Origin of the sequence: Brevundimonas sp. UBA5713, from assembly GCF_002419815.1 — a bacterium.
In the GTDB taxonomy this organism is placed as follows: domain Bacteria; phylum Pseudomonadota; class Alphaproteobacteria; order Caulobacterales; family Caulobacteraceae; genus Brevundimonas.
On record NZ_DIGV01000018.1, the window covers coordinates 177,774 to 200,106 of the forward strand.

Here is a 22,333-nt window from a genome sequence, read left to right on the forward strand (position 1 = left end):
CGGAGAATAAGATTGCCCCTACCCCACATTGCCCTTGTCGTCGCCCGCGGCTCCAACGGCGTGATCGGACGCGACGGCGACCTTCCGTGGCGTATCCGGTCGGACCTGCAACGGTTCAAGGCCGTGACCATCGGCAAGCCCTGCATCATGGGCCGAAAAACCTGGGAAAGCCTGCCTCTGCGCCCCCTGCCGGGTCGTCTCAACATCGTCCTGACCAAGGACGAATCCTATCACGAAGACCCCAAGGCCAAGGGCTGTGTCGTCTGCACCAGTCTGGATGACGCCCTCTCCATCGCCCGTGAGCAGGCCAGCGACGATGAGGTAGACGAAATCTGCGTGGTCGGCGGATCGGCCATATTTGAAGCCACCCTGCCACGCGCCAAACGCCTGTACATCACCGAGGTAGACGCCGCCCCCGAAGGCGATGTCTTCTTTCCCCGTTTTGATCCCTCCGACTGGATCGAGACGCTGAATGAAAGCCACCCTGCGGGAGAGAAGGACGATCATGCTTTCACCTTCCGCACGTTGGACCGCCGTTAAGGAGGATTGCCCATGCTGGTCGTGACCACAAATGATCTGGCCGGATATCGCATCGTCAAACATCTGGGCATGGCCCGTGGTGTGACCGTCCGATCGCGCAATGCTGTATCCGATTTCATCGGCTCGGTTCACGCCATGATCGGTGGGCGCATCGGAGCCTATGTGAAACTGGCCGAACAGGGCCGCGCCGAGGCCTATTCCGAACTGGTCAAGCACGCGGGCGAACTGGGTGCCAACGCTATTCTGGCTGTGCGCTATGATGCGACAGAGATCATGCCCGGCACCACCGAGGTGCTGGCCTATGGTTCGGCGGTCTTGGTCGAACCTGTCTAAAGAAAAGGCCGATCCGCTGCGGATCGGCCTTTTGTTCATCAGGTCAGGGTCGCCATATGCGAACGGTCGAAGTCGATCAGTTCGTCATTTCGCCCTTCGCGCACCTTCTTGACCCAGTGCGGATCGGACAACAGCGCGCGACCGACGCCGACCAGATCGAACTCTTCACGCTCCAGACGGCGCAACAGTTCGGTCAGGTCCGCCCTATCGGCACCGGCCCCCTTGGTCAGGCTGGCCAGAAACTCGCCGTTCAGGCCCACCGAACCCACCGTAATGGTCGTCTTTCCCGTCAGCTTCTTGGCCCAACCGGCAAAGTTGAGGTCAGAGCCTTCAAACTCCGGCTCCCAGAAGCGACGCTGCGAACAGTGGAACACGTCCACACCCGCCTCGCTCATCGGCAATAGCCAGTCTGCCAGCTCGTCCGGCGTCTTGGCCATCTGCACCGTGTAGTCCTGCTGCTTCCACTGCGACAGACGGATAATCAGCGGGATGTCCTCGCCGATGCCGCGACGGACGGCCTTGATTACCTCGATGCCGAAGCGGCTGCGCTCGGCAAGCGTCGGACCACCCCAGCTGTCAGAACGGGTATTGGTGCCATCCCAGAAAAACTGGTCGACCAGATAGCCGTGCGCCGCATGGATTTCGACCGCGTCAAAGCCCAGCTCTCGCGCGTGACGGGCCGACTGCTCAAAACCATTGATGGTGTCCGCGATGTCCTCATCGGTCATCGGCTCGAACTTGGGCTTGTCCGGTGCCACCAGCCCCGAGGGGCTGTCGACCTTGCCCGGCGGCTGCCAGTCCGGACGGCCACGGGCCGAGCCGACGTGCCAGATTTGCGGAGCGATCAAACCACCGGCAGCGTGAACCTCGTCGACGACCTTTTTCCACGCCGGTAGGGCGTCGCCGTAGAAGATCGGTACGCGCGGGTCATTGCGGGCCGCCGGACGGTTTACCACCGTGCCTTCAGTCACAATCAGGCCGACTTCCCCCTCGGCACGGCGGCGATAGTAGGCTGCCACCTCATCTGTCGGGATGCCTTCGGGTGAAAAGGACCGCGTCATCGGGGCCATCACCAGCCGGTTCGGCAGGGTCAGGTTCTTTAGACGAAACGGCTGGAAAAACAGATCAACACTCACGCATAGTCTCCCATGTTCAAGCTTCAGAACATGGGTAGCACTGATTGGCGTTAAAGGTCAGTTGCGATTTTAAACTTCCCTAGCCGCCAGCATCGCATCGGCCATATTATACGCTAGGCGGGCCACGGCCTCGTCTTTCGTGAAGTTCTTTCGTCCCATGAGACGATCCAGCTCGGTCATGGTCATCTTGGCGTAAACGGCGGTCGCGTGGTCCAGAGCAGCCATGGCAAAATCGTCGCGCAAAGTCTTGGTCGCGACCTTGGGTTTGGGTTTCGACTTGGCTGTCGCCTCGGTGCTTTCGGCAACGGGTTTACGTAGCAGACTGACCTGACTCATTTACACATCTCCAACTGACTGGGTCTCCATTAGAGAATCAGCCAGCAGCCTGTATGGCCAAGGTTTGTTCAAATTGGCACAAAACGTCCGTGCGAGCGGAAATCTGTCCGTTTGCTGTGCTAAACCTTCAAAGATCTTGCCACGGCCTCGGCAATGCGGCCAAAGCGTTCGGCCAGATCGCCGAAGGGCGCAGCCACGACCACCGGCGTGCCAGCATCTCCCCCTTCGCGCACCGAGGCGTCCAGCGGCAAATCACCCAGATAGGGGACATTCAGGCACCCGGCCTCGGCCTTGGCTCCGCCGCGTCCAAAGATGTCGCCGCTCATGTTTTCGATCAGGCCCAGCGTCGGCACGCCGACCTTTTCAAACAGGGTGTGCGCACGGCGCGCATCGGCCAGTGCCACTTCCTGCGGCGTCGAGACGATGACGGCCCCGTCCAGCGGCGTTTTCTGGATCAGGGTCAGTTGCACGTCACCCGTTCCCGGCGGCAGATCGACCACCAGCACATCCAGCGGCTGCTCTTCGGTGCCCCAGCGGGTCTGGCTCAGCATCTGGTTGATGGCTTGCGAGGCCATTGGCCCGCGCCACACCATGGCATCGGTGCCCTTGGTCAGAAGGCCTACGGACATGACCTTCAACCCATGCGCTTCGTGCGGGACAATCGCTCCGTCCACATAGGCGGGTTGCCCTGACACACCCAGCATGGTCGGCATGGACGGACCGTAGACATCCGCATCCAGCACCCCGACGGACAGACCACGCGCCTTCAATGCCGCCGCCAGATTGACGGAGACGGTGGACTTGCCCACCCCGCCCTTACCGCTGGCCACAGCCAAAACGCGGCGCACATGGGCCGGACGCTCTGTCGGCACCGGAGCCTTGGGACGCGTCTGCTCGACCGCCGCAGGCGACAGGCTGGCCGTGCGGCGCACAGGCTGAGCCACGGCCTCGGCTGTCAGGATCACCGAAACCTTTTCCATCCCCGGCATGGCCTTGAGTGCCGCCTCGGCCTGATCGCGTACGGGCGCATAAAGGGCCGTTTCCTTGGCGGGCACCTCGATCACGAAACCGGCGCGGGCGTTTTCCACCAACAGCCCCTGCACCAGACCGGCCTGCGCCAGTCCCTGCCCCGACTTGGGATCGGTGATTTGGTCCAGAACAGCGATGACTGAGGCGCGATCGATCACGGTGAAAACTCCAAAGCTGCCGGCAGGTCTTGCCCGACCGGTCTGGGCCTTCTATCGCCGGACGACACGAACCGCGAGCCTGAACCATTGTCTGACGCAAAAGACCTGTATCCGATAACCCTGATCGGCGGCCCAACCGCCTCGGGCAAGTCGCGTCTGGCGTTGGATATGGCGCTGGCACAGGGCGCTGTGATCATCAACGCCGACAGCCAGCAGCTTTACGCCGATTTGGACGTACTGAGCGCCCGCCCGCCTGCCGAGGACGAGGCCAAGGCTCCACACCGCCTCTATGGCGTGGCCGATGCCGGTGAAGCGTGGTCGGTGGGACGATGGGCCCGCGCGGCGCTGGACGAAATCGAGACGGCCCATTCTGAGGGCAAACGCGCCATTCTGGTGGGCGGCACGGGCCTGTATTTCAACGCCCTTGTGAAAGGGCTGGCCGATATCCCGCCTGTGCCGGCACAGGTGCGCGACGCGGTCGAAGCCGTTTATGACGCCATAGGAGAGGCAGAATTCCGCGCCCGACTTCGCGAGGTCGATCCCGAGGCCGAGGCCAAAATCTTTCCCTCAGACAGACAGCGGCTGATCCGTGCCCTGTCCGTCTATCGCGCCAGTGGCCGCGCCCTGTCCGCCTATAAGGCCGACACACAACCACTGCTGCGCCCCGACCATTGGCAAGGCATCATCGTCGAGCCGGATCGCGAGGTGCTTTATGCCAATTGCGATCGCCGCGTGGATGTGATGATTGAAACCGGCGCGGTCGAGGAAGTGCGCGCCCTGATGGCCCGCAATCTGGATGCTGGCCTGCCCGCCATGAAGGCCGTCGGCGTGCGCGAGATCTCCGCTTGGCTGGCGGGTGACATGAGCCGCGAAGACGCCATCGCCGCGATGAAACAGGCCACCCGCAACTATGCCAAGCGTCAGTTGACGTGGTTCCGCAATCAGCAGGGCGACTGGCCCCGCCATCGCCCATAGGGGCCAATCGGCGTTTTCGCAGCGCTTTCCCTTGTGAGCGACTGAAAGCGCGCCTATATTCAATGCGTTCGGGTTCGCCCGAACTATGGCGATAAACGCGCTTGTAATAAGCGGACCGGACCCGGGTGCGAATCCCGGCGGCTCCACCAATCTCTTCCTTCCTGCGTTATCGGCGGGGCGAGCATGGGGCCGACTAGCATCGACGGACGTGTAAAGAGGTTGCTTTCGCCCGACGTGGCTCATCGTATCGGGCTATTTAAACTAAATGCGAACGATAACTTCGCTGGTGAAGTCCGCCTCGCTGCGTAATGCGGTTCGGTAGATTTCCGACTTAAGTCCTAGGGGTTCAGATCCTTAGGCGGGGCCCGGTGGGTGCCTGGCAACAGAAACCCACCACTTTTCATCCCCTCATACCGCGAAAATTTGGCTCAACAGGCGATCTGTATCTTCCGTCTGTCGAAACACGCGAGTAACAGTCAGGCACTCCTGAGTTCAGAGGCCGCGATGACCGACCACAATCCCCCTGTCGACGAGATGCACTATGAGCAGCTCGCTCAGGACGCCCTGCGCGGCGTGATCCGCGCGGCTCTGGAGCAGGCCGCCAGCCCCGAGGGCATCCCCGGCGCGCACCATTTCTACATCACCTTCAAGACCCGCGCCGCTGGCGTATCGGTCCCGCCCGATGTCTCGGCCAAATATCCGGACGAAATGACCATCGTGCTCCAGCATCAATATTGGGATCTGGACGTCACCGACGCCCGGTTCTCGGTCATGCTGAAGTTCGGCGGCGTGCCGAAAGTACTGGTGGTACCCTACACCGCCATCGTCCGCTTCTATGATCCCAGCGTGCAGTTCATGCTGCAGTTCGACGAGCCGGAAATCGTCGAGGCCGAAATTGCGCCTCTGACTCCGCCTGCCCGCGACCCCGAGGCTGCCCCGCCGCCGCCCACCGGCGACGACGACGGTCCGAAGGTGGTCTCGCTGGATCAGTTCCGGAAAAAATAACGGCAACTGCCAAGTCAGGTTTAACGTTTCCATGTGGGCGTCGGTGTTGCGCCCGCATGGAGTGTATTAATGATCAACCTGACCCTTTCGCGCATTGGCGTCGTCTCCACCCTCGCGCTGGGCGGTATGGCTCTCGTGGCCTGCGGTGACAACGCGGCGGCACCGCAACCTACGACCCCGCCGGCAGTAGAAGCTCCCGCTGTACCGGACACGGCTACCACCCCGACTGCCACGCCGATCACTGGCGAATGGGCGGCATTGCAGACCTTTGTCAACAAGTCGCCATCCCAGAGCAATCTGTTCACTGACAGCCCGATTGCTGCCGATCTGCGCACGCTGCTTGGCGACAAGCATGCGGCATTCCTCACCAATATGCAGGTGGAATCGCCCCTCCAACAGGATGGCGACGTGCTGTTCGCCTCGGGCAACAAGCAACACGCCGGCGGCAGCGATCAGGCCTATCTGCTGGTTCACCCGCAGACCAAGGCTCTGGAAGTCGGCCTGTGGGAAGCCGGCAAGCTGACCACCTACAAGACCGACGGCTCGAACATCCGCAAGCCGCAGGACGTTCAAACCATGATCAGCAACGCACAATCCTGAACTGTATCTTTGCAGTTTGAGATAATGCGGTAATCTGAACGGCCGATCCTGAACAGGGTCGGCCGTTGCCGTTCTATCTTGGCGTCTGCAATGGGGGTGCAGGTGGCGTTGGGGTTAGGTCGTCTGATTTCCGGGGCTGTGCTGGCGCTGTTCTGCGCCCTGCCCGTCAATGCGCAATCGCGGTTCGAGGGATGGCAGTCCACCGTTCTTGCCGCAGACTGGCGTGATAGCGATGGCCGCACGATTGAGGCGTTCGATAACGCACGCAGGGATTTGTCAGCGGCCTTTCGCTCGGCAGGCTTTCCCGACGATCTCCATCTGTCAGTGACCCTGAACCCGCAAAAGCCCGACCATTTGTCGCCCGTTGAAACCCTGCGCCGGATCAATGATCTGGCCCAGCAGCAGACGCGCGGCTGTCTGTTCTACATCACCACCCACGGCTCGCCCGAAAAGCTGGTGTTTGGCGACACCAAGGGCATCGAGCCGGTCGATCTGGCGACAATGACCCGCCAATGGTGCGGCCACCGCCCTACAGTGCTGATTATCTCGGCCTGCTTTTCAGGTGCCTTCATCGACGCCCTGCGTGCGCCCAACCGCATGATCCTGACCGCGGCACGCCGTGACCGCACCAGCTTCGGCTGCGGCGAGGGCGACACCTATCCGTGGTTCGATGCCTGCGTGCTTGAAAGCCTGCCCGAGGCCAGCGACTTCCTCGCCCTCGCCCGCCTGACCCGCGCGTGTGTCTCGCGACGTGAAACCGAGGCCGAAATCGACCGCCCTTCCGAACCCCAGCTCTTTGTCGGTGCCGAAATGCAAATCCGCTTGCCGACCTTGCGGTTCAACACAGGGTTATGAGCCTTGTCAAAAACAGAGTTACGTGAGAACTATAGCCGGAACAAAACATAAACATTAAGGAGGCACACATGCTGTCGGGTCGATGCCATTGCGGAGCGGTTCAGTATCAGATGAGCGCCGATGTGGCGCATCACAGCCTGTGCCACTGCACGGACTGTCGGCGCGCGTCGGGGGCACCGGCGGTGTCCTGGGCCTTGGTCAAGCGCGAGGACATCACAATCGAGGGGCAACCCAAGGCCTATGTGTCATCACCGGGGACGCAGAGACTGTTCTGCGCCGACTGCGGGACCAGCCTGTTCTTCGTGAACGAGACCATCTTCCCCGGCATGATCGATGTGCAGTCAGCCACTCTCGATGATCCGGATGCTATCGCGATGCAGGGGCAGATCCAGACCGCTGAGCGCATTGGCTGGATGGGTAAATTAGACACCCTGCCCGCTTTCGAGCGCTATCCGCCGATGGACTAGCGGGGGAAGCAGCGGATCACGATACGCTCGCGGTCCCCTTCAAAGCGCTCGACCAACAGGCGGGCCACCTGACTGTCGTCGTGGAACAGATAGCCCTTGATGGAATCAAGCAGGGCCTTGGCCAGATTGTCGAGGTCCATCCACGGCGGATCGCCGACGTGCTCCATACGGATTTCGACCACATGATCGCCCCACGCGGGGCGCGACTGCCACTCCTTGCGCATGAACTCATACACCAGCGGCTTGTAGTATTTGGCCTGTGTGGTCAGCCCGTCGATGACGATTTCGACCGCCTGCCCGTCCTCGCGTGCGCGAACCTTTCCGGCTCCGATCCAACCCTGCACCACGCGAACTTGCCTTTCCTTGCGTCAGTTCCCTTGCCCTGACCGCCGCAAGTGCTACACCCCCAACCAACTTCCCGCCACGTCTGAGAGTTCGTGATGAGCAACGTACGCACCGAAACCGACACTTTTGGCCCTATCGAGGTCGCCGCAGACCGCTATTGGGGTGCCCAGGCCCAGCGTTCGCTCGGCAATTTCAAGATTGGCTGGGAAAAGCAGCCGCTGCCGGTCGTCCGCGCCCTCGGCATCGTCAAGCGCGCCGCTGCCGAAACCAACCGCGATCTGGGCAAGCTGGACGCCAAGCTGGCCGACGCCATCATCCAGGCTGCCAATGAAGTGATCGAAGGCAAGCTGAACGACCACTTCCCGCTGGTCGTCTGGCAAACCGGTTCGGGCACCCAGTCGAACATGAACGCCAACGAGGTCATCTCGAACCGCGCCATCGAGATTCTGGGTGGCGAAATGGGCTCCAAGTCGCCGGTGCACCCGAACGACCACGTCAACATGAGCCAGTCGTCGAACGACACCTACCCGACGGCCATGCACGTCGCATGCGCCGAGCAGGTGGTCAGCGACCTGATCCCGGCCCTGAAGCACCTGCACGCTGCACTGGATGCCAAGGCCAAGGCATGGGCCCACATCATCAAGATCGGCCGCACCCACACCCAAGATGCGACCCCGCTGACGCTGGGCCAAGAGTTCGGTGGCTACGCCCAGCAAGTCGCCAACGGCATCGAGCGCATCGAGCAGACCCTGCCTAAGCTGATGGAACTGGCACAGGGCGGCACCGCCGTCGGCACCGGTCTGAACGCTCCGGTCGGTTTCGCTGAAAAGGTCGCCGAAAACATCGCCGCCGTCACGGGCCTGCCGTTCACCACCGCTCCGAACAAGTTTGAAGCTCTGGCCGCCCACGACGCCATGGTCTTCTCGCACGGCGCGATCAACACGGTTGCCGCTTCGCTGTTCAAGATCGCCAACGACATCCGCTTCCTCGGTTCGGGCCCGCGTTCGGGTCTTGGCGAGCTGGCCCTGCCGGAAAACGAGCCGGGCTCGTCGATCATGCCGGGCAAGGTGAATCCGACCCAGTGTGAAGCCCTGACCCAGGTTTGCGCCCAGGTGTTCGGCAACCACGCCACCCTGACCTTCGCCGGTTCGCAAGGCCACTTTGAACTGAACGTGTTCAATCCGGTCATGGCCTATAACTTCCTGCAGTCGGTCCGTCTGGTCGCCGACGCCGCCATCAGCTTCACCGATAACTGCGTCGTCGGCATCGAGCCGCGCGAAGACAACATCAAGCGTGGCTTGGAAAACTCGCTGATGCTGGTCACGGCCCTGAACGGCAAGCTGGGCTATGACGCCTGCGCCAAGATCGCCAAGACCGCACACAAGAACGGCACCACTCTGCGCGAGGAAGCCGTCGGCGGCGGCTATCTGACGAACGAAGAGTTCGATCAGTACGTCCGCCCGGAAAACATGATCTCGCCGAAGTAAGCTCGGCCATCAAAGATCAAAAGAAAGCCCCGCCGGAACGCTCCGGCGGGGCTTTTTTTTACTGGTATCGGGCAGGCTTAGGAGGGTGCCTGACGCTTTACGGTTTCAGGTCTCAGGCCTTGGCCTGGATAGTCCGCCCAACCGGAGCCAGTGAAAGTTTAGCCAGCTCCAAATTCTTCAGTCCAAACGGGATGCCGATGATGCTGATAAACTGGGGGACGGCCACGAGGATGTGACCGATGGCCAGATACCACCCTGCCAGCACCAGCCAGACAATGTTCATACCCACGCCGAGACAGCCCGTGCCCACCACGCTGGCCTCCGGTTCTCTCCAGACGATCTCGCGTCCGAAAGGCCAGAAACTATAGGATGCGATGCGCCACGCGCTAAAGGCCCACGGCGCGCCAACGACTGTCAGCAGCAGCAACAGACCGCCAAACAGCCACGCAACACCTGTGGCAAAACCGCCCGTAAAGAACCACAGCAGGTTCAGGATTAGTCGTAGAAGGGGCAACAAGGTATCCTTTGCAAACACTGTTGCATCGCCGATTTAGCGACAAGTCTCCAACTAAAAGGGGAACGCATAGCGATCGGCAACGCTTCAGCTTACAGTTCTCGTCTAAACAGCGATCACTTGGAAGCACCATGCGCGCCCATCTCCGTTCTCTAGCCGCCATGACCCTTGCCGCAACTCTCGCGGCCTGCGGCACGCTTGACCGTCCGGATGGTCCGTTGCGCCTCAGCGACCCAGCGGCCCCTATTTCGCCCGCTCAGGCCCAAGCCAGCGTAGATGCACGGGTCACCGATTTCCTTAGCGATTTCGGTGATCTGATGAACGACCGTCACGCCACCAACCTGTTGGCACTCTCGGGTGGCGGAGCCAACGGAGCCTACGGGGGTGGCCTGTTGTACGGCTGGTCCGAGTCTGGCAACCGCCCTATGTTCGATGTGGTCACCGGCGTGTCGACGGGCGCTCTGGCCGCCCCGTTTGCCTTCCTTGGCTCCGAGTGGGACGAAAAGCTCCGCGAGGCCTACACCAGCGGCCAATCCGACAATCTTATCAGTGCCCGCAGTTTCGCCGCAGCCTTTAACCCGAGCCTGTTTTCCAATCGCCGGCTGCATGATCTAGTGGAGTCCTATGTGTCGCCCGAACTGTTGGCGGCTGTTGCGCGTGAGCATGCGAACGGACGACGGCTTCTGGTGGTCACGACAAATCTTGACACGCAGGAATCCGTCATCTGGGACATGGGCGTGATCGCTGCGCGAGGTGATGATGACGCTCGGGAGCTGTTTAAAAACGTGCTCGTGGCGTCGGCATCCATTCCTGGCGTCTTTCCGCCCGTGCTTCTTCCGGGCCTGACGGATCAGGGCGAAGTGGTGATGGAAATGCACGTCGATGGTGGCGTGAACCTGCCCTATCTGGCCGTGCCCGAAGGCCTGATGTTATGGACGGCCCCCGAAAATGCCACCAACATCGGCAGAGGCGCGATGTATGTGATCGTCAATGGCCAAACGGGTCGAAACAGCGGCACGACTCCCGGTCGCCTGACCGGAATTCTGGGCCGGACCTACGACAGTATGAGCAAGGCCTCACTGCGCACCCATCTGGCGGTTACCGCCGGTTTTGCACGCCGCAACGGGCTGGAACTGTCATTCACGGCCATTCCCGACAATGTGCAGGCATCCGCTTTGGCGTTTGATCAGGAGTCCATGACCGCCTTGTTCGAACTGGCGCGTCAGCGCGGGCGTGACGGATCGGCATGGCGTCGTCTGGATACCGATGACCCCTCCAAGGATTTTGTGCCCTCAGACGTCGTGCGCGAAGAGGCTATCCCCGAGCCTTTGAAGGTCGAAGAACAGCCCGCAAACGATGACAATGCCACCGGTCAGGGGCCTGCCGAAACGCCCACGGTCAAAAACGACAATCATGGCTGAGATCATCAATCTGAACCGCGCCCGCAAACAGGCGCAGCGTCAGGGCGCGAAGAAACAAGCCGAGGTCAATCGCGTCACCTTTGGTCGCACCAAGGCCGAGCGCGATCAGGCCAAGGCCAATGAAGCGTCGCGCCTGACCAAGCTGGAGGCCCACCGCCGCGAAAGCGAGGACTAGGCGGCTGACTTGCGCGGCGCGCGGATCATGCAGACCTGCCCCGCCAGCACCAAAGCCAGTCCGGCAAAAGCCGACCAACCGAAATGGGCATCCTCGAACAGGATGGACACCAGCATGGCGATCGGCGGCGTCAGAGCCGACACATAGGATGCCAGCGCATAGCCACGGCTGCGCGCCAGACTGAAGTACAGGCCGAACGTCAGGACCGACCCGATCAAAGCCAGATAGAGCAGCGACCAGACATAGGCCGCGCTCCACTGCACGGTCCATGACGTGCCGGTCGCTAAAGCATAGAGCCCGAGCGCCGCCGTGCCATAGGCCATCGCCCATGCCGTGGCTGGCAGCACCGAAGCGCCAGCCTCTTGGCCCTTGAAGGCGAACCAGTTGCCGATGGCCGAGGCCAGCACGGCGATAAAGCCGAACGCCACGCCTATCGCCGCCTGATCGCCCAGCCCCACGCCGGACAGCTCGTCCCACGACAGCACACCGACACCAATAACCCCCAGCACGGCTCCGCTCCATGCCGCAGCAGAGGCCTTTTGTCGGGACAGCAGCCGAAACACGATCAGGTTCACAAAGGTCAGGGCGGCAAAGATGATCGCCACCACGGCAGACGCCACCCGCTCTTCGGCGGAATAGACAAAGAAATAGGACAGGCCGAACGCAAACGCCCCCTGCTTCAGCGCTGCCAGATGCTGTCGAGGGTTGAGCCAGATTTTCTGCCCGAACAGGCGCGCGACCACAGCCAGCCCGACGGCCGCCAAGCCGAAGCGCAACATGACCGAAATGGCGGGATCAGCTGCCCCCAACTGGAAGGTGATCGCATACCATGTCGTGCCCCACACCAGCGCGCAAATGACCACGGTGCCATAGGCTGCCGAGTTGGCAGCACTGGCGGACGAAGGGGGCACGGGCGCGTCGGGACGCGTCATGACGCATCACTCCAAAACATGTCTCAGGGAACGGGGTGTCGGCTTACACCGTTTTGGCAAAGGTTGAAGACTGCAAATGGGGACCGTACCGCCCCGCTTTCGTTCACTTCCTGTGAAGTTCGGTTTCGGGAGAGACGCTGTGCGACATGTCCTGACGATGACAACCTGGAGCGGGTATGTCGGCGGACGTTGGCTGCCTGTCAGCGACGTCTATCGGACACGCGTAAACAATGTCGTGCGTGGCGCGACCAGAGACCGTATAGGGATCCCCGCTTTGTCACGGCGTCCCCCGCGCCAGCCCGTTTTGAAGGTCAGCCTCTGGCCGTCAATGTCGCCATGGTCGGTGTCCGTTGAGTAATCTGGTCAAACGTTCGGTTCTTTTGTCTGGCCACGCCACCTCTGTGGCGCTGGAGCCCGAGTTTTGGGCTGTGCTGGACCAGATCGGCGAGGAACTGCCCGCATCGCGTGCTGAACTGTTGATCCGCATTGATGCATGGAGAGGCCGCCGACCGCTGGCCTCGGCCTGTCGCGTTCTCGCTTTGCAGTGGGCCGCCGGCGACCGCAGCTTTCTCGACGTACAGGACTGATTTCGACTTTATGCGCATGCGGGCCTGACTTTGGCCCATGTTCCGCTTATGTTTCACTCACGATTCCGCCGCCCGAGTGAACTGTGTCCGATCAACCGCCCGTCCGCATCTCCGACCTCGCCCGCCCGCAGCCGCCGCAAGGCGCTGTAAAAGACTATCTGTCGGGTCTGAACCCCGAACAGCGCGAGGCCGTGGAAACGACGGAAGGGCCCGTTCTGGTGCTGGCCGGTGCGGGCACAGGCAAGACGCGGGTGCTGACCACCCGCCTCGCACACATTCTGGCGACAGGCCGCGCCCGTCCTTGGGAAATGCTGGTCGTCACCTTTACCAACAAGGCCGCGCGCGAGATGCGCGAGCGGATCGGCCATCTGATCGGTGATCAGGCCGAGGGCTTGCGCTGGCTGGGCACCTTCCACTCGGTCGCCGCGCAAATCTTGCGACGCCATGCCGAACTGGTGGGCCTGCAATCGTCCTTCACCATTCTGGATACCGACGATCAGGAGCGCCTGCTGAAGCAGCTGCTGGAAGCGGCCAATGTCGATACCAAGAAGCACACGGCCAAATCGCTGGCTGCCGCCATCGACCATTGGAAGAACCGTGGCTGGACGCCCGAAAAGCTGCCCCCCAGTGAAGACTTCGCCGAGGGACGCGGCAAGGCGCTGTACACCGCCTATCAAAACCGCCTGCGCACACTGAACGCTTGTGACTTCGGCGACCTGCTGCTGCACAACCTGACGATCCTCAGCCAGAATGCCGATCTGGCCGAGGAATACCGCCGCCGCTTCAAATACATTCTGGTCGACGAGTATCAGGACACCAACGTCGCGCAATACCTGTGGCTGCGCCTGCTGACTTCCTCCACCGGCAACGTCTGCTGCGTGGGTGATGACGACCAGTCGATCTATGGCTGGCGTGGCGCAGAGGTGGACAACATCCTGCGCTTCGAAAAGGACTTCCCCGGCGCGAAAGTGATCCGTCTGGAGCAAAACTATCGCTCGACGGTGCATATTCTCGGTGCCGCCGGTGCGCTGATCGCCGCAAACAAGGAACGGCTCGGCAAACAGCTTTGGACCGAGGACGAGAGCGGCGACAAGGTTCGCGTGCGCGGCTTCTGGGACGGCGACGCCGAAGCCCGCATGATCGCCGAAGAGGTCGAGGACGCCCGTCGTCGCGGCATCCCTTATCGCGACATCGCCGTTCTGGTGCGCGCCTCCTTCCAGATGCGGGCCTTCGAAGAGCGGTTCGTCATGCTGGCCATCCCCTACAAGGTGATCGGCGGCCCACGCTTCTTCGAGCGTGCCGAGATCCGCGACGCTCACGCCTACTTGCGCCTGCTGCAGTCCGAAAATGACGATCTGGCCTTCGAGCGCATCGTCAATGTGCCCAAGCGCGGCGTCGGCGACACCTCGGTCCAGAAAATCCTTCACATCGGCCGCGAAAACGGCGTCTCCGCCATGCAGGCGGTGCGCCATCTGATGCAGGCCGACGAACTGCCGGGCCGCACGCGCACGCCGCTGACCAATTTCGTGCGTGACCTCGACCGCTGGCGCGACCTGCTGAAGATGGGCACCCCGCACTGGCAGGTGATGGAGACCGTTCTGGAAGAGAGCGGCTACACCGACATGCAAAAGGCCGACCGCACCAGCGGTCAGACCCGCCTAGATAACCTCAAGGAACTGGTGCAATCCATGCAGCAGTTCGACACGCTTCAGGCCTATCTGGAACACGTCTCGCTGGTCATGGACCTTGAGCGCAACGCCGACGAGGAATCGAGCGACGGCGCGGTCCAGATCATGACCCTGCACGGGGCAAAGGGTCTGGAGTTCCCGCTGGTGTTCCTGCCCGGCTGGGAAGAAGGCGTCTTCCCCAGCCAGCGCAGCATCGATGAAAAGGGCCTTAAGGGCCTCGAGGAAGAGCGCCGTCTGGCCTATGTCGGCGTGACCCGCGCCAAGCGCGACGCCCGCATCAGCTTTGCTGCCAACCGCATGGTCTATGGCCGTTGGACGACACAGCTACCCAGCCGCTTTGTCGATGAACTGCCGATCGAGCACGTCGATGTGGCCTCCGACACCGGCTATTACGGCGCGTCCCAAGGTATGAAGGACGCCCGCAGTCGCTGGGACGACACGCCTGCGTTCCAGGGCAGCTATAGCTCCCCAGGCTGGAAACGCGGACAGGCCGCCACGGCCAATGCCACGCCCCAGCCCGCCTATGCCCGCCGCGCCGTAATCGAAGGCGAAGGCCGTCTGATTGCCACCGCCGATTCCAAATCGGGCGCGGGCTTCAATCGCGGCGACCGCGTCTTCCACCAGAAGTTCGGCTATGGCTCGGTCAAGGCGACCGAAGGCAACAAGCTGATCGTCGCTTTTGAAAAGGCCGGTGAGAAAAAGGTCATCGACACCTTCGTGGAAAAGGCCTGATCCCCACCTTTATTTAACCCTGTTCGACGAGCGTGCCGCCTGTGCAAAGCCAGACCGAAAACATGCGCCAAGACGCTATCCCTTTGTGGGAGCAATTCGGCGCGGGCTTTGTGCTGCTGATGCTGACAGGGGCTTTGATCGGGCCGGTGCTTGCTCCCGATCAGGGCGAGAACCCCGTGCTGCGCCTGTTCTGGCTGCCGTCCTATGCCATTACGGCCGGGCTGTGCCTGTGGCGGATCAAGGACCTGCTGCGCGTTTGGCCTGCGATTGTCATGCTGGGTCTCTTGGTGCTGCTGGCTTTGGCATCGCGTTATTGGTCGCTTGATCCCGCAACAACACAGCGGCGCGTCATGGCCATGGCCGTCAATGGCATGTTCGCCCTTTATCTGGGTGCGCGGTTCCGGGGCGCGGCCCTGCCGCGCCTTTTGAGTTTGGCGGCCTTGTGGATGGCGGTGCTGTCTCTGGTCTTTGTCTTCGCCATGCCGTCAGTGGGCGTGCACCATGGCGTGAATGACGGCCTGTGGCGCGGCGTCTGGTACGAGAAAAACCAGATGGGCCTGTACATGGTCATCGGCGGTATATCGGCCGCCGCATGGCAGGCCACCCTGCCCAAGCCCAAACTGTGGCCGCTGCTTACATTGGCGCTATGTACCCTGCTGATGTTGGCAACCGCGTCCAAAACCTCGCTAATCTGTCTGATGCTGGGGCTGGGCCTGATCGTGGCGCTGAAGCTGATCCGGCGTGGTGGTCCGGCGCTGACCGTGGTCGCGGTGTGGTTCGGCGTCGTGTGTCTGGGCGCAGGCTGGTGGATATGGACCGAATATTCGGCCACCCTGCTGACCGCACTGGGCAAGGATCCGACCCTGACAGGCCGCACCGGCATCTGGGCCGAGGTCTTGGCCGCCTCGGAGAAACGCCCCCTGCTGGGCTATGGCTACAATGCCTTTTGGGGATTGGAGTCCGCCCCCGCCAACTGGATCCGCTATCAGACGGGCTGGATCGTGCCGTCCGCCCACAATGGCTGGCTGGATGTACTGCTAGGTTTGGGCTGGGTCGGTGTGACGCTGGCGGGACTGACGGTGGTCATGGGCTATCTGGGCAATCTGTTCCGTCTGAACCGCGCGGGCTCGGGCGAAGGCTTTTGGTGCATTGCCTATCTCAGCGTCTTTATGGCCCTGTCGTTTTCGGAAAGCGTGGTGTTGAGCCCGCAATCTCTTCCGTGGGCCCTGTGCCTGACGGTGCTTGCACGGGCATTTGATCCCAAGGCTGGCTATACAGCCGCCCCTAATCCCCTTAACCCACATCCTGTCCCCAATCCGTATGTCAGGTCGCGCTTGCGCCCTGTGGCCTAGCGGCCTACCTGACCAAGTTCCGAATCGCCGCAGACTGAGCTGATGGACCTTTTTTCCCAGTTGAATGACGACCAGCCCGAGCCCACGCCCGAAACGGCAAAACCGGCCAAGGCTGAAGTGAAGGCTTCTGCGGTCCCCGCACCCGTTAAGGCGACCGCGCCTGTCGCGCCGCCGTCTTCTGCGGACAGCGCCGGTGTGGCCATGGCGACCGGCTATTCGGCCTCCTCAATCGAGGTTTTGGAAGGTCTGGAGCCCGTCCGCAAACGCCCCGGCATGTACATCGGCGGCACGGACGAACGCGCCCTGCACCATTTGTTTGCCGAAGTGCTCGACAACGCGATGGACGAAGCCGTCGCCAAGCACGCCAAGCTGATCACGGTCGATCTGGACGCCGACGGCTATCTGTCGGTGCGCGATGACGGTCGCGGCATTCCTGTCGATCCGCATCCGAAATACCCGGGTAAGTCGGCGCTGGAAGTGGTGATGAGCGTCCTCCACTCGGGCGGTAAATTCTCGGGCAAGGCCTATGAGACGTCCGGCGGTCTGCACGGCGTGGGCGTATCCGTGGTGAACGCCCTGTCGGAAAGCCTCGATGTCACCGTCTGGCGTGACGGCTTTGAATGGCGTCAGTCGTTCAGCCGTGGTCATGTGCAGGGCCCCATTGAACAGGTCGGCCCGTCGAAGAAAAAGGGCACCCGCATCCGCTTCAAGCCGGATGAGGAGATTTTTGGCATGGGCGCGGCCTTCAAGCCCGCACGCCTGTTCCGCATGGCCCGCGCCAAGGCCTATCTGTTCCGTGGCGTCGAGATCAAATGGACCTGCGCGCCTGAACGCATCACCGACCAGACGCCCGCTCAGGCCACCCTGCACTTCCCCGGCGGTCTGGCCGATGCTCTGGCCGAACGTGTCGGCGAGATCGAGACCGTCACCCCCGTCTTCACAGGTCGTGTAGAGCGCAAGGGCGAGGCCGGTGCGCTGGAATGGGCCGTGACGTGGTCGCCGATTGGCTTTGGTGACAGCGACAGCTTTGTCGCCTCCTACTGTAATACGGTTTCGACGCCGGACGGGGGCACCCACGAAGCGGGCTTCCGCGCGGCTCTGGTCAAGGGCCTCAAGGCCTATGGCGAGCTGATCAGCGAAAAGCGCGCCAGTCAGATCACCGCCGAAGACGTGATCGCCAATGCTGGCGCCCTGATCTCGATTTTCATCCGAAATCCGGAGTTCCAGGGCCAGACCAAGGACCGCCTGTCCTCGCCCGAAGGGGCCCGACTGGCCGAGCAGCTGCTGCGCGACCCGTTCGATCTGTGGCTGACCGAAAGCCCCAAGCAGGCTTCGGCCTTGCTGAACTTCGTCATCGACCGCGCCGAGGATCGCCTGCGCCGCCGCAAGGACAAGGAAGTCCAGCGCGCCGCTGCAACCCGCAAGCTGCGCCTGCCGGGCAAGCTGGCCGACTGTTCGCGTCAGGCCGCCGAGGGCACCGAACTGTTCATCGTCGAGGGTGACTCGGCAGGCGGTTCGGCCAAACAGGCGCGTGACCGGACCACCCAGGCCATCCTGCCTCTGCGCGGTAAAATCCTGAACGTCGCCTCGGCTACGGCAGACAAGCTGCGCCAGAACGTCGAACTGACCGATCTGATGCTGGCTCTGGGCGTTCAGGCCGGCACGCGCTTCAGCGTCGATGACCTGCGCTATGAGCGTATCGTTATCATGACCGACGCCGACGTGGACGGTGCGCACATCGCGGCGCTGCTGATTACCTTCTTCTACCGCTCCATGCCGGACCTGATCCGTCAGGGCCGTCTCTACATGGCACTACCGCCGCTGTACCGTATCTCGGCAGGACCGCTGTCCGAATATGCCCGCGACGATGCCCACCGCGACGAGCTGCTGGCGACCGTCTTCAAGGGCAAGAAGTTCGAAATCGGCCGCTTTAAGGGTCTGGGTGAAATGATGGCCTCCCAGTTGAAAGAGACCACCATGGATCCGAAGAAGCGCACCCTTGCCCGCGTGTCCCTGCCTGACAGCGAAGAGGATATTCAGGATCTGGTCGAACGCCTGATGGGCCGCAAGGCCGAGGCCCGATACCAGTTCATTCAGGAGAACGCCCGCTTCGCACAGGACGTGCTGGACGTCTAACCGATCAAGAGTCGCCTATTGGCGGCTCTTTTTCGTTGCGTCGCACAAATCCGCGCATATTCATTGTTCTAAGACCCACGAACGCCTATCCTAGAGAAATGACTACGCGCTGGACCCCAGAATCCTGGAGAAAGAAGCCCGCCCTGCATATGCCGGCGGACTATCCTGATGCGGCCGAACTGGCCCGCGTCGAAGATGAGCTGCGGGCTATGCCTCCCCTCGTGTTTGCGGGCGAAGCGCGTCGTTTGACCAACCATCTGGCACAGGTCGAGGCTGGCAATGCCTTCCTGCTGCAAGGCGGTGACTGCGCCGAGAGCTTCAAGGAGTTCTCGACCGACAACATTCGCGACACCTTCCGTCTGATCCTTCAGATGGCGGTGGTGTTGACCTTTGCCGGACGCAAGCCGGTGGTGAAGGTGGGCCGTATCGCCGGACAGTTCGCCAAGCCCCGCTCCTCGCCCATCGAGGAAATCGGCGGCGTCGAGCTGCCGTCCTACCGTGGCGACATCATCAACGGCATGGGCTTCAACACCGAAGAGCGCGTGCCTGATCCGCAACGCCTGCTGAAGGCCTATCACCAGTCGGCGGCAACGCTGAACCTGCTGCGCGCCTTTGCGGGTGGCGGCTATGCCGACCTGTACAACATCCACCGTTGGACGCTGGGCTTTGCCGACAAGGGGGCCGGTGCCGCCTATCGCGAACTGGCCGACAAGATCACCGAAGCCCTGGCCTTCATGGAAGCGGTGGGCGTGACGCCTGACACCCACCCCGAGCTGTCGCGGGTCGAGGTGTTCACCAGCCACGAAGCCCTGCTGCTGAACCTTGAGTCGGCTCTGACGCGTCTGGACGGCAGTTCGGGTGACTGGTTCGACACCTCGGCACACATGCTGTGGATCGGCGAGCGCACCCGCCAGCTGGACGGTGCCCACGTCGAGTTCATGAAGGGTATCTCCAACCCCATCGGCGTGAAGTGCGGTCCGACCATGACGCCGGATGACATTCTACCGCTGATCGATGCGCTGAACCCGAACAACACGCCGGGCCGCCTGACCCTGATCGGCCGCTTTGGCCACGACAAGGTCGGCGACCGTCTGCCCGCGCTGATGCGTGCCGTAAAGGCCGAGGGCAAGCGCGTGATCTGGTCCATCGACCCGATGCACGGCAACACGCTGAAAGCCGCCAACGGCTATAAGACGCGTCCGTTCGACCGCATCATGGGCGAGGTTCGCAGCTTCATCGACGTGGCCGAGGCCGAGGGTGTGCACCCCGGTGGCGTCCACCTCGAAATGACCGGCCAGAACGTGACCGAATGCCTCGGCGGGGCCCTGCCCGTCACCGAGGACGATCTGTCCAGCCGTTACCACACCCATTGCGACCCGCGTCTGAATGCGGATCAGGCTCTGGAACTGGCCTTCCTCGTGGCCGAGCGCCTCAAGGATGGTCGTCAGGCCCGCTCCGAAGCCGCATGAGCATGCAGATGATGGACGACGACGTCCGACCGGCGCGCATTGCCTACCAAGGCGCTCCGGGAGCCTTTAGCCATGAAGCCTGCCTCGATCTGCGCCCATGGGACATTCCTGTAGCCTTCGAGACCTTTGACGGGGCGATTGCTGCGGTGCTGAGCGGCGACTGTGATCTGGCGCTCATCCCGCTGGAAAACTCCACTGTCGGCACCGTCGAACCCGCAGCGACCCTGGTGCGCGAGGCCGGACTGGTGGCCCTGAGCGAAGCTTGGCGTCCGATCCGGCATGCGCTGCTGGCCCTACCCGGTGCCCGCCTGTCGGACATCAAGACCGCCGAAAGCCACCCGATTGCCCTGCAGCAGTGCACGGAAAATCTGAAGGCGCTGAACATCGAAACCGTCACTGTGTTCGACACCGCCGGTGCCGCTCGCGATGTAGCCCAGTCGGGCGATTTCACCCGCGCTGCCATCGCTCCGGCTCGCGCGGCAGAGGTTTATAACCTGCAGATCCTGCGCAACGACCTTCAAGATTTCAGCGACAACCGCACACGTTTTGTGCTGTTAAGCGCCCGCAACGCTTGACGCGGCATAATTTTTCCTCTTTTTAAGGCACTGGATCAATTCCGATCCAGAAACCGGTACGAACCATGTCGTCGCTGAACGCACAATTCGTCGCTCAAACCGCTTCTTTTGAAGTGGCCGGTTTCTATTATGGCTACGGCTTTTACGGCTTTCGATACGCCGGCTGAGGCTTCGGGGCACTTCCTCTCCTGACAGTCTCTCCGGCGACCGCTTCTCCCCAGAGCGGCACTGCGCCTGCGCGCGCCTTTCTCCCCATCGAAACCGAATTTCCAAAGACAAGCCCAAGCCATGACTCTCTCGACCCTGAACAAAGCCCTGCCTGCTGAAATGCTGGAACTGACCGCCGAACAAATGGCGCTGTCGGCCCTGCGCGCAGAGATCGACTCCATCGACGATCAAATCCTCGAACTGTTCGAGCGCCGTCTGGCCATCGCAGCACAGGTGGGCAAGGCCAAGGACGCTCCGTCCGGTCCGCACACCAAGCTGCGCCCCGACCGTGAACAGGCTGTGCTGTCGCGTCTGGTCTCCAAGGCCAAGGAAGAAAATCGCGAGGCTGTCGCATCGCTGTGGCGGGAAATCGTCGGCTGGGGTCTGGCCCGCCAAGGCCGCCTGCAAGTTCAGGTCTACGCCCCGATCGATGGTGCCCGCGCCATGGACGCCGCTCGCCTGCGCTTCGGTGCCGCTGCTGAAATCCGCGTGGTCTACGACGCCCAAACCGCTCTGGCTCACGCGGCAGAAGGCCACGGCGTCTCGGTCCTGTCCGTGAGCGGCGACGACGCATGGTGGATTGGCCTGCGCAAGGAATGGTCAATGCTGAGCGTGTTCGAAGGTTTCGGCCCGAACGATACCCCGACCTCGCTGGCCGTGGGCAAAATCGATCCCCCCGCCCTGCCGACCGGTCGCCGCGTCACGGTGACCGCTGGTGGGGATGCCGGTGACGGTTCGGGTGCCCGCCGTTGGGGCCTGAACACCCACCACGGCTGGACGCTGGCCCTGACCGACGCCCCGCTGTCGGTTGGCGACGTCGAGGGCTGTGTCGGCGCTATCGGCTGATCGCGGTTATCCCTCATTAACCACGCCGCAACCTTAAATGGCGAAACTCTCGCCATGAAGATTGTAACCTTGCGTCCCCTCCTGCTTCTGATGGCCAGCACCGTCGGCCTTGCTGCGTGCAGCGAAGGCACCGACGGCGGCTATCAGGCATGGGCCGACAAGGTGGCGACTATCCCGCTGACACCCGATGACAGCGAACCGGCACCCAGCGTGGTCACTGCCATGCTGGCTCCCGCCGAACAGGACGAACAGAAACGCCCCTCTCCGGCGCTGCGCGTCGAACTGATGTCCCCGCATCAGCTGTGGGACGCACGTAATGGCCCGCTAAAGATTCCGACGATCGAAGTAGCCGAGGGCACAGCAACGCCGGTACCGGTGGCGATGCAGATTGACGCCACCCCACCGGTCGCAGCGACGCCGCCCGCCCCCGCCC

23 protein-coding genes, 1 other RNA gene and 1 pseudogene are annotated in these 22,333 nt (G+C 62.3%); 19 read left to right on the forward strand and 6 right to left on the reverse strand.

Features of this window, described 5'->3' with window-relative positions; translation table 11 throughout:
* Nucleotides 1-12 precede the first annotated feature (12 nt).
* Together B3B04_RS04805 and B3B04_RS04810 are read left to right on the forward strand one after the other, a co-directional pair.
* Nucleotides 13-540, forward strand: a complete 528-nt coding sequence (locus tag B3B04_RS04805) for a dihydrofolate reductase (protein ID WP_292040422.1) — start codon at nucleotides 13-15, stop codon at nucleotides 538-540.
* 12 nt (nucleotides 541-552) lie between these two features.
* A complete protein-coding gene (locus B3B04_RS04810) occupies nucleotides 553-873 on the forward strand; it encodes a YbjQ family protein (RefSeq protein WP_292040426.1) in 321 nt (106 codons plus the stop codon).
* 38 nt (nucleotides 874-911) lie between these two features.
* Here the strand turns inward: B3B04_RS04810 and B3B04_RS04815 are convergent, their stop codons facing one another.
* From B3B04_RS04815 to B3B04_RS04825, 3 genes are all read right to left on the reverse strand, one after another.
* Nucleotides 912-2,009: an NADH:flavin oxidoreductase gene (locus B3B04_RS04815; RefSeq protein ID WP_292040428.1), complete on the reverse strand. Its 1,098-nt coding sequence runs from the start codon at nucleotides 2,007-2,009 to the stop codon at nucleotides 912-914.
* Between the two features lie 69 nt (nucleotides 2,010-2,078).
* A complete protein-coding gene (locus B3B04_RS04820; RefSeq protein WP_292040430.1) occupies nucleotides 2,079-2,345 on the reverse strand; it encodes a hypothetical protein in 267 nt (88 codons plus the stop codon).
* Nucleotides 2,346-2,464: 119 nt separating this feature from the next.
* Nucleotides 2,465-3,532: an Mrp/NBP35 family ATP-binding protein gene (locus tag B3B04_RS04825; RefSeq protein WP_292040431.1), complete on the reverse strand. Its 1,068-nt coding sequence runs from the start codon at nucleotides 3,530-3,532 to the stop codon at nucleotides 2,465-2,467.
* An 87-nt stretch (nucleotides 3,533-3,619) separates the two neighbouring features.
* Between B3B04_RS04825 and miaA the strand changes: the two genes are divergently transcribed.
* The 6 genes from miaA (at nucleotide 3,620) to B3B04_RS04855 (ending at nucleotide 7,434) form a co-directional block, all read left to right on the forward strand.
* Complete coding sequence (gene miaA / locus B3B04_RS04830; protein WP_292040433.1) at nucleotides 3,620-4,507, forward strand: tRNA (adenosine(37)-N6)-dimethylallyltransferase MiaA; 888 nt, start codon at nucleotides 3,620-3,622, stop codon at nucleotides 4,505-4,507.
* Between the two features lie 27 nt (nucleotides 4,508-4,534).
* Nucleotides 4,535-4,905: a transfer-messenger RNA gene (gene ssrA / locus B3B04_RS04835) on the forward strand.
* A gap of 106 nt (nucleotides 4,906-5,011) precedes the next feature.
* Entirely contained in the window at nucleotides 5,012-5,512 is a 501-nt protein-coding gene (locus tag B3B04_RS04840) for an SspB family protein (protein WP_292040436.1), read from the forward strand.
* A 69-nt stretch (nucleotides 5,513-5,581) separates the two neighbouring features.
* On the forward strand, nucleotides 5,582-6,112 hold the full coding sequence (locus B3B04_RS04845) for a hypothetical protein (RefSeq protein ID WP_292040438.1): 531 nt from the start codon (nucleotides 5,582-5,584) through the stop codon (nucleotides 6,110-6,112).
* A 102-nt stretch (nucleotides 6,113-6,214) separates the two neighbouring features.
* Nucleotides 6,215-6,967 carry a C13 family peptidase gene (locus tag B3B04_RS04850; protein WP_292040440.1) on the forward strand — a complete coding sequence of 251 codons (753 nt, stop codon included), beginning with the start codon at nucleotides 6,215-6,217 and terminating at the stop codon, nucleotides 6,965-6,967.
* A 68-nt stretch (nucleotides 6,968-7,035) separates the two neighbouring features.
* Entirely contained in the window at nucleotides 7,036-7,434 is a 399-nt protein-coding gene (locus B3B04_RS04855) for a GFA family protein (RefSeq protein WP_292040442.1), read from the forward strand.
* Here B3B04_RS04855 and B3B04_RS04860 read toward each other — a convergent pair.
* Nucleotides 7,431-7,778 carry a RusA family crossover junction endodeoxyribonuclease gene (locus B3B04_RS04860; RefSeq protein ID WP_292040478.1) on the reverse strand — a complete coding sequence of 116 codons (348 nt, stop codon included), beginning with the start codon at nucleotides 7,776-7,778 and terminating at the stop codon, nucleotides 7,431-7,433. The two genes, B3B04_RS04855 and B3B04_RS04860, sit on opposite strands and share 4 nt — an antisense overlap.
* A gap of 96 nt (nucleotides 7,779-7,874) precedes the next feature.
* On the opposite strand from B3B04_RS04860, the gene fumC reads away from it, so the two are divergent.
* The gene (gene fumC, locus B3B04_RS04865; RefSeq protein WP_292040443.1) at nucleotides 7,875-9,266 is read left to right on the forward strand and encodes a class II fumarate hydratase; all 1,392 of its coding nucleotides are present in this window, start codon (nucleotides 7,875-7,877) and stop codon (nucleotides 9,264-9,266) included.
* A gap of 112 nt (nucleotides 9,267-9,378) precedes the next feature.
* Here the strand turns inward: fumC and B3B04_RS04870 are convergent, their stop codons facing one another.
* A complete protein-coding gene (locus tag B3B04_RS04870; RefSeq protein ID WP_292040445.1) occupies nucleotides 9,379-9,780 on the reverse strand; it encodes a YccF domain-containing protein in 402 nt (133 codons plus the stop codon).
* A 131-nt stretch (nucleotides 9,781-9,911) separates the two neighbouring features.
* Here B3B04_RS04870 and B3B04_RS04875 point away from each other — a divergent pair, with 131 nt between their 5' ends.
* Together B3B04_RS04875 and B3B04_RS04880 are read left to right on the forward strand one after the other, a co-directional pair.
* Nucleotides 9,912-11,201, forward strand: a complete 1,290-nt coding sequence (locus B3B04_RS04875) for a patatin-like phospholipase family protein (protein ID WP_292040447.1) — start codon at nucleotides 9,912-9,914, stop codon at nucleotides 11,199-11,201.
* A complete protein-coding gene (locus tag B3B04_RS04880; RefSeq protein ID WP_292040448.1) occupies nucleotides 11,194-11,376 on the forward strand; it encodes a DUF4169 family protein in 183 nt (60 codons plus the stop codon). The genes B3B04_RS04875 and B3B04_RS04880 overlap by 8 nt, the downstream gene beginning before the upstream one ends.
* Here B3B04_RS04880 and B3B04_RS04885 read toward each other — a convergent pair.
* Nucleotides 11,373-12,308, reverse strand: a complete 936-nt coding sequence (locus tag B3B04_RS04885) for a DMT family transporter (RefSeq protein ID WP_292040449.1) — start codon at nucleotides 12,306-12,308, stop codon at nucleotides 11,373-11,375. The genes B3B04_RS04880 and B3B04_RS04885 overlap by 4 nt on opposite strands.
* A gap of 350 nt (nucleotides 12,309-12,658) precedes the next feature.
* On the opposite strand from B3B04_RS04885, the gene B3B04_RS04890 reads away from it, so the two are divergent.
* The 8 genes and pseudogenes from B3B04_RS04890 to B3B04_RS04925 all read left to right on the forward strand — a co-directional run.
* Nucleotides 12,659-12,895 carry a ribbon-helix-helix domain-containing protein gene (locus B3B04_RS04890; RefSeq protein WP_292040451.1) on the forward strand — a complete coding sequence of 79 codons (237 nt, stop codon included), beginning with the start codon at nucleotides 12,659-12,661 and terminating at the stop codon, nucleotides 12,893-12,895.
* 83 nt (nucleotides 12,896-12,978) lie between these two features.
* Nucleotides 12,979-15,315, forward strand: a complete 2,337-nt coding sequence (locus B3B04_RS04895) for an ATP-dependent helicase (RefSeq protein ID WP_292040453.1) — start codon at nucleotides 12,979-12,981, stop codon at nucleotides 15,313-15,315.
* Nucleotides 15,316-15,377: 62 nt separating this feature from the next.
* Nucleotides 15,378-16,667, forward strand: coding sequence for an O-antigen ligase family protein (locus tag B3B04_RS04900; protein ID WP_292040455.1), 1,290 nt, complete (start codon nucleotides 15,378-15,380; stop codon nucleotides 16,665-16,667).
* 42 nt (nucleotides 16,668-16,709) lie between these two features.
* The gene (gene parE, locus B3B04_RS04905; RefSeq protein ID WP_409516041.1) at nucleotides 16,710-18,803 is read left to right on the forward strand and encodes a DNA topoisomerase IV subunit B; all 2,094 of its coding nucleotides are present in this window, start codon (nucleotides 16,710-16,712) and stop codon (nucleotides 18,801-18,803) included.
* A gap of 98 nt (nucleotides 18,804-18,901) precedes the next feature.
* Complete coding sequence (locus tag B3B04_RS04910) at nucleotides 18,902-20,272, forward strand: class II 3-deoxy-7-phosphoheptulonate synthase (protein WP_292040457.1); 1,371 nt, start codon at nucleotides 18,902-18,904, stop codon at nucleotides 20,270-20,272.
* Between the two features lie 8 nt (nucleotides 20,273-20,280).
* A complete protein-coding gene (locus B3B04_RS04915) occupies nucleotides 20,281-20,847 on the forward strand; it encodes a prephenate dehydratase domain-containing protein (RefSeq protein WP_292040460.1) in 567 nt (188 codons plus the stop codon).
* A 288-nt stretch (nucleotides 20,848-21,135) separates the two neighbouring features.
* On the forward strand, nucleotides 21,136-21,900 hold the full coding sequence (locus tag B3B04_RS04920; RefSeq protein ID WP_292040462.1) for a chorismate mutase: 765 nt from the start codon (nucleotides 21,136-21,138) through the stop codon (nucleotides 21,898-21,900).
* 54 nt (nucleotides 21,901-21,954) lie between these two features.
* Nucleotides 21,955-22,333, forward strand: a pseudogene (locus B3B04_RS04925) (hypothetical protein); the annotation flags it as partial.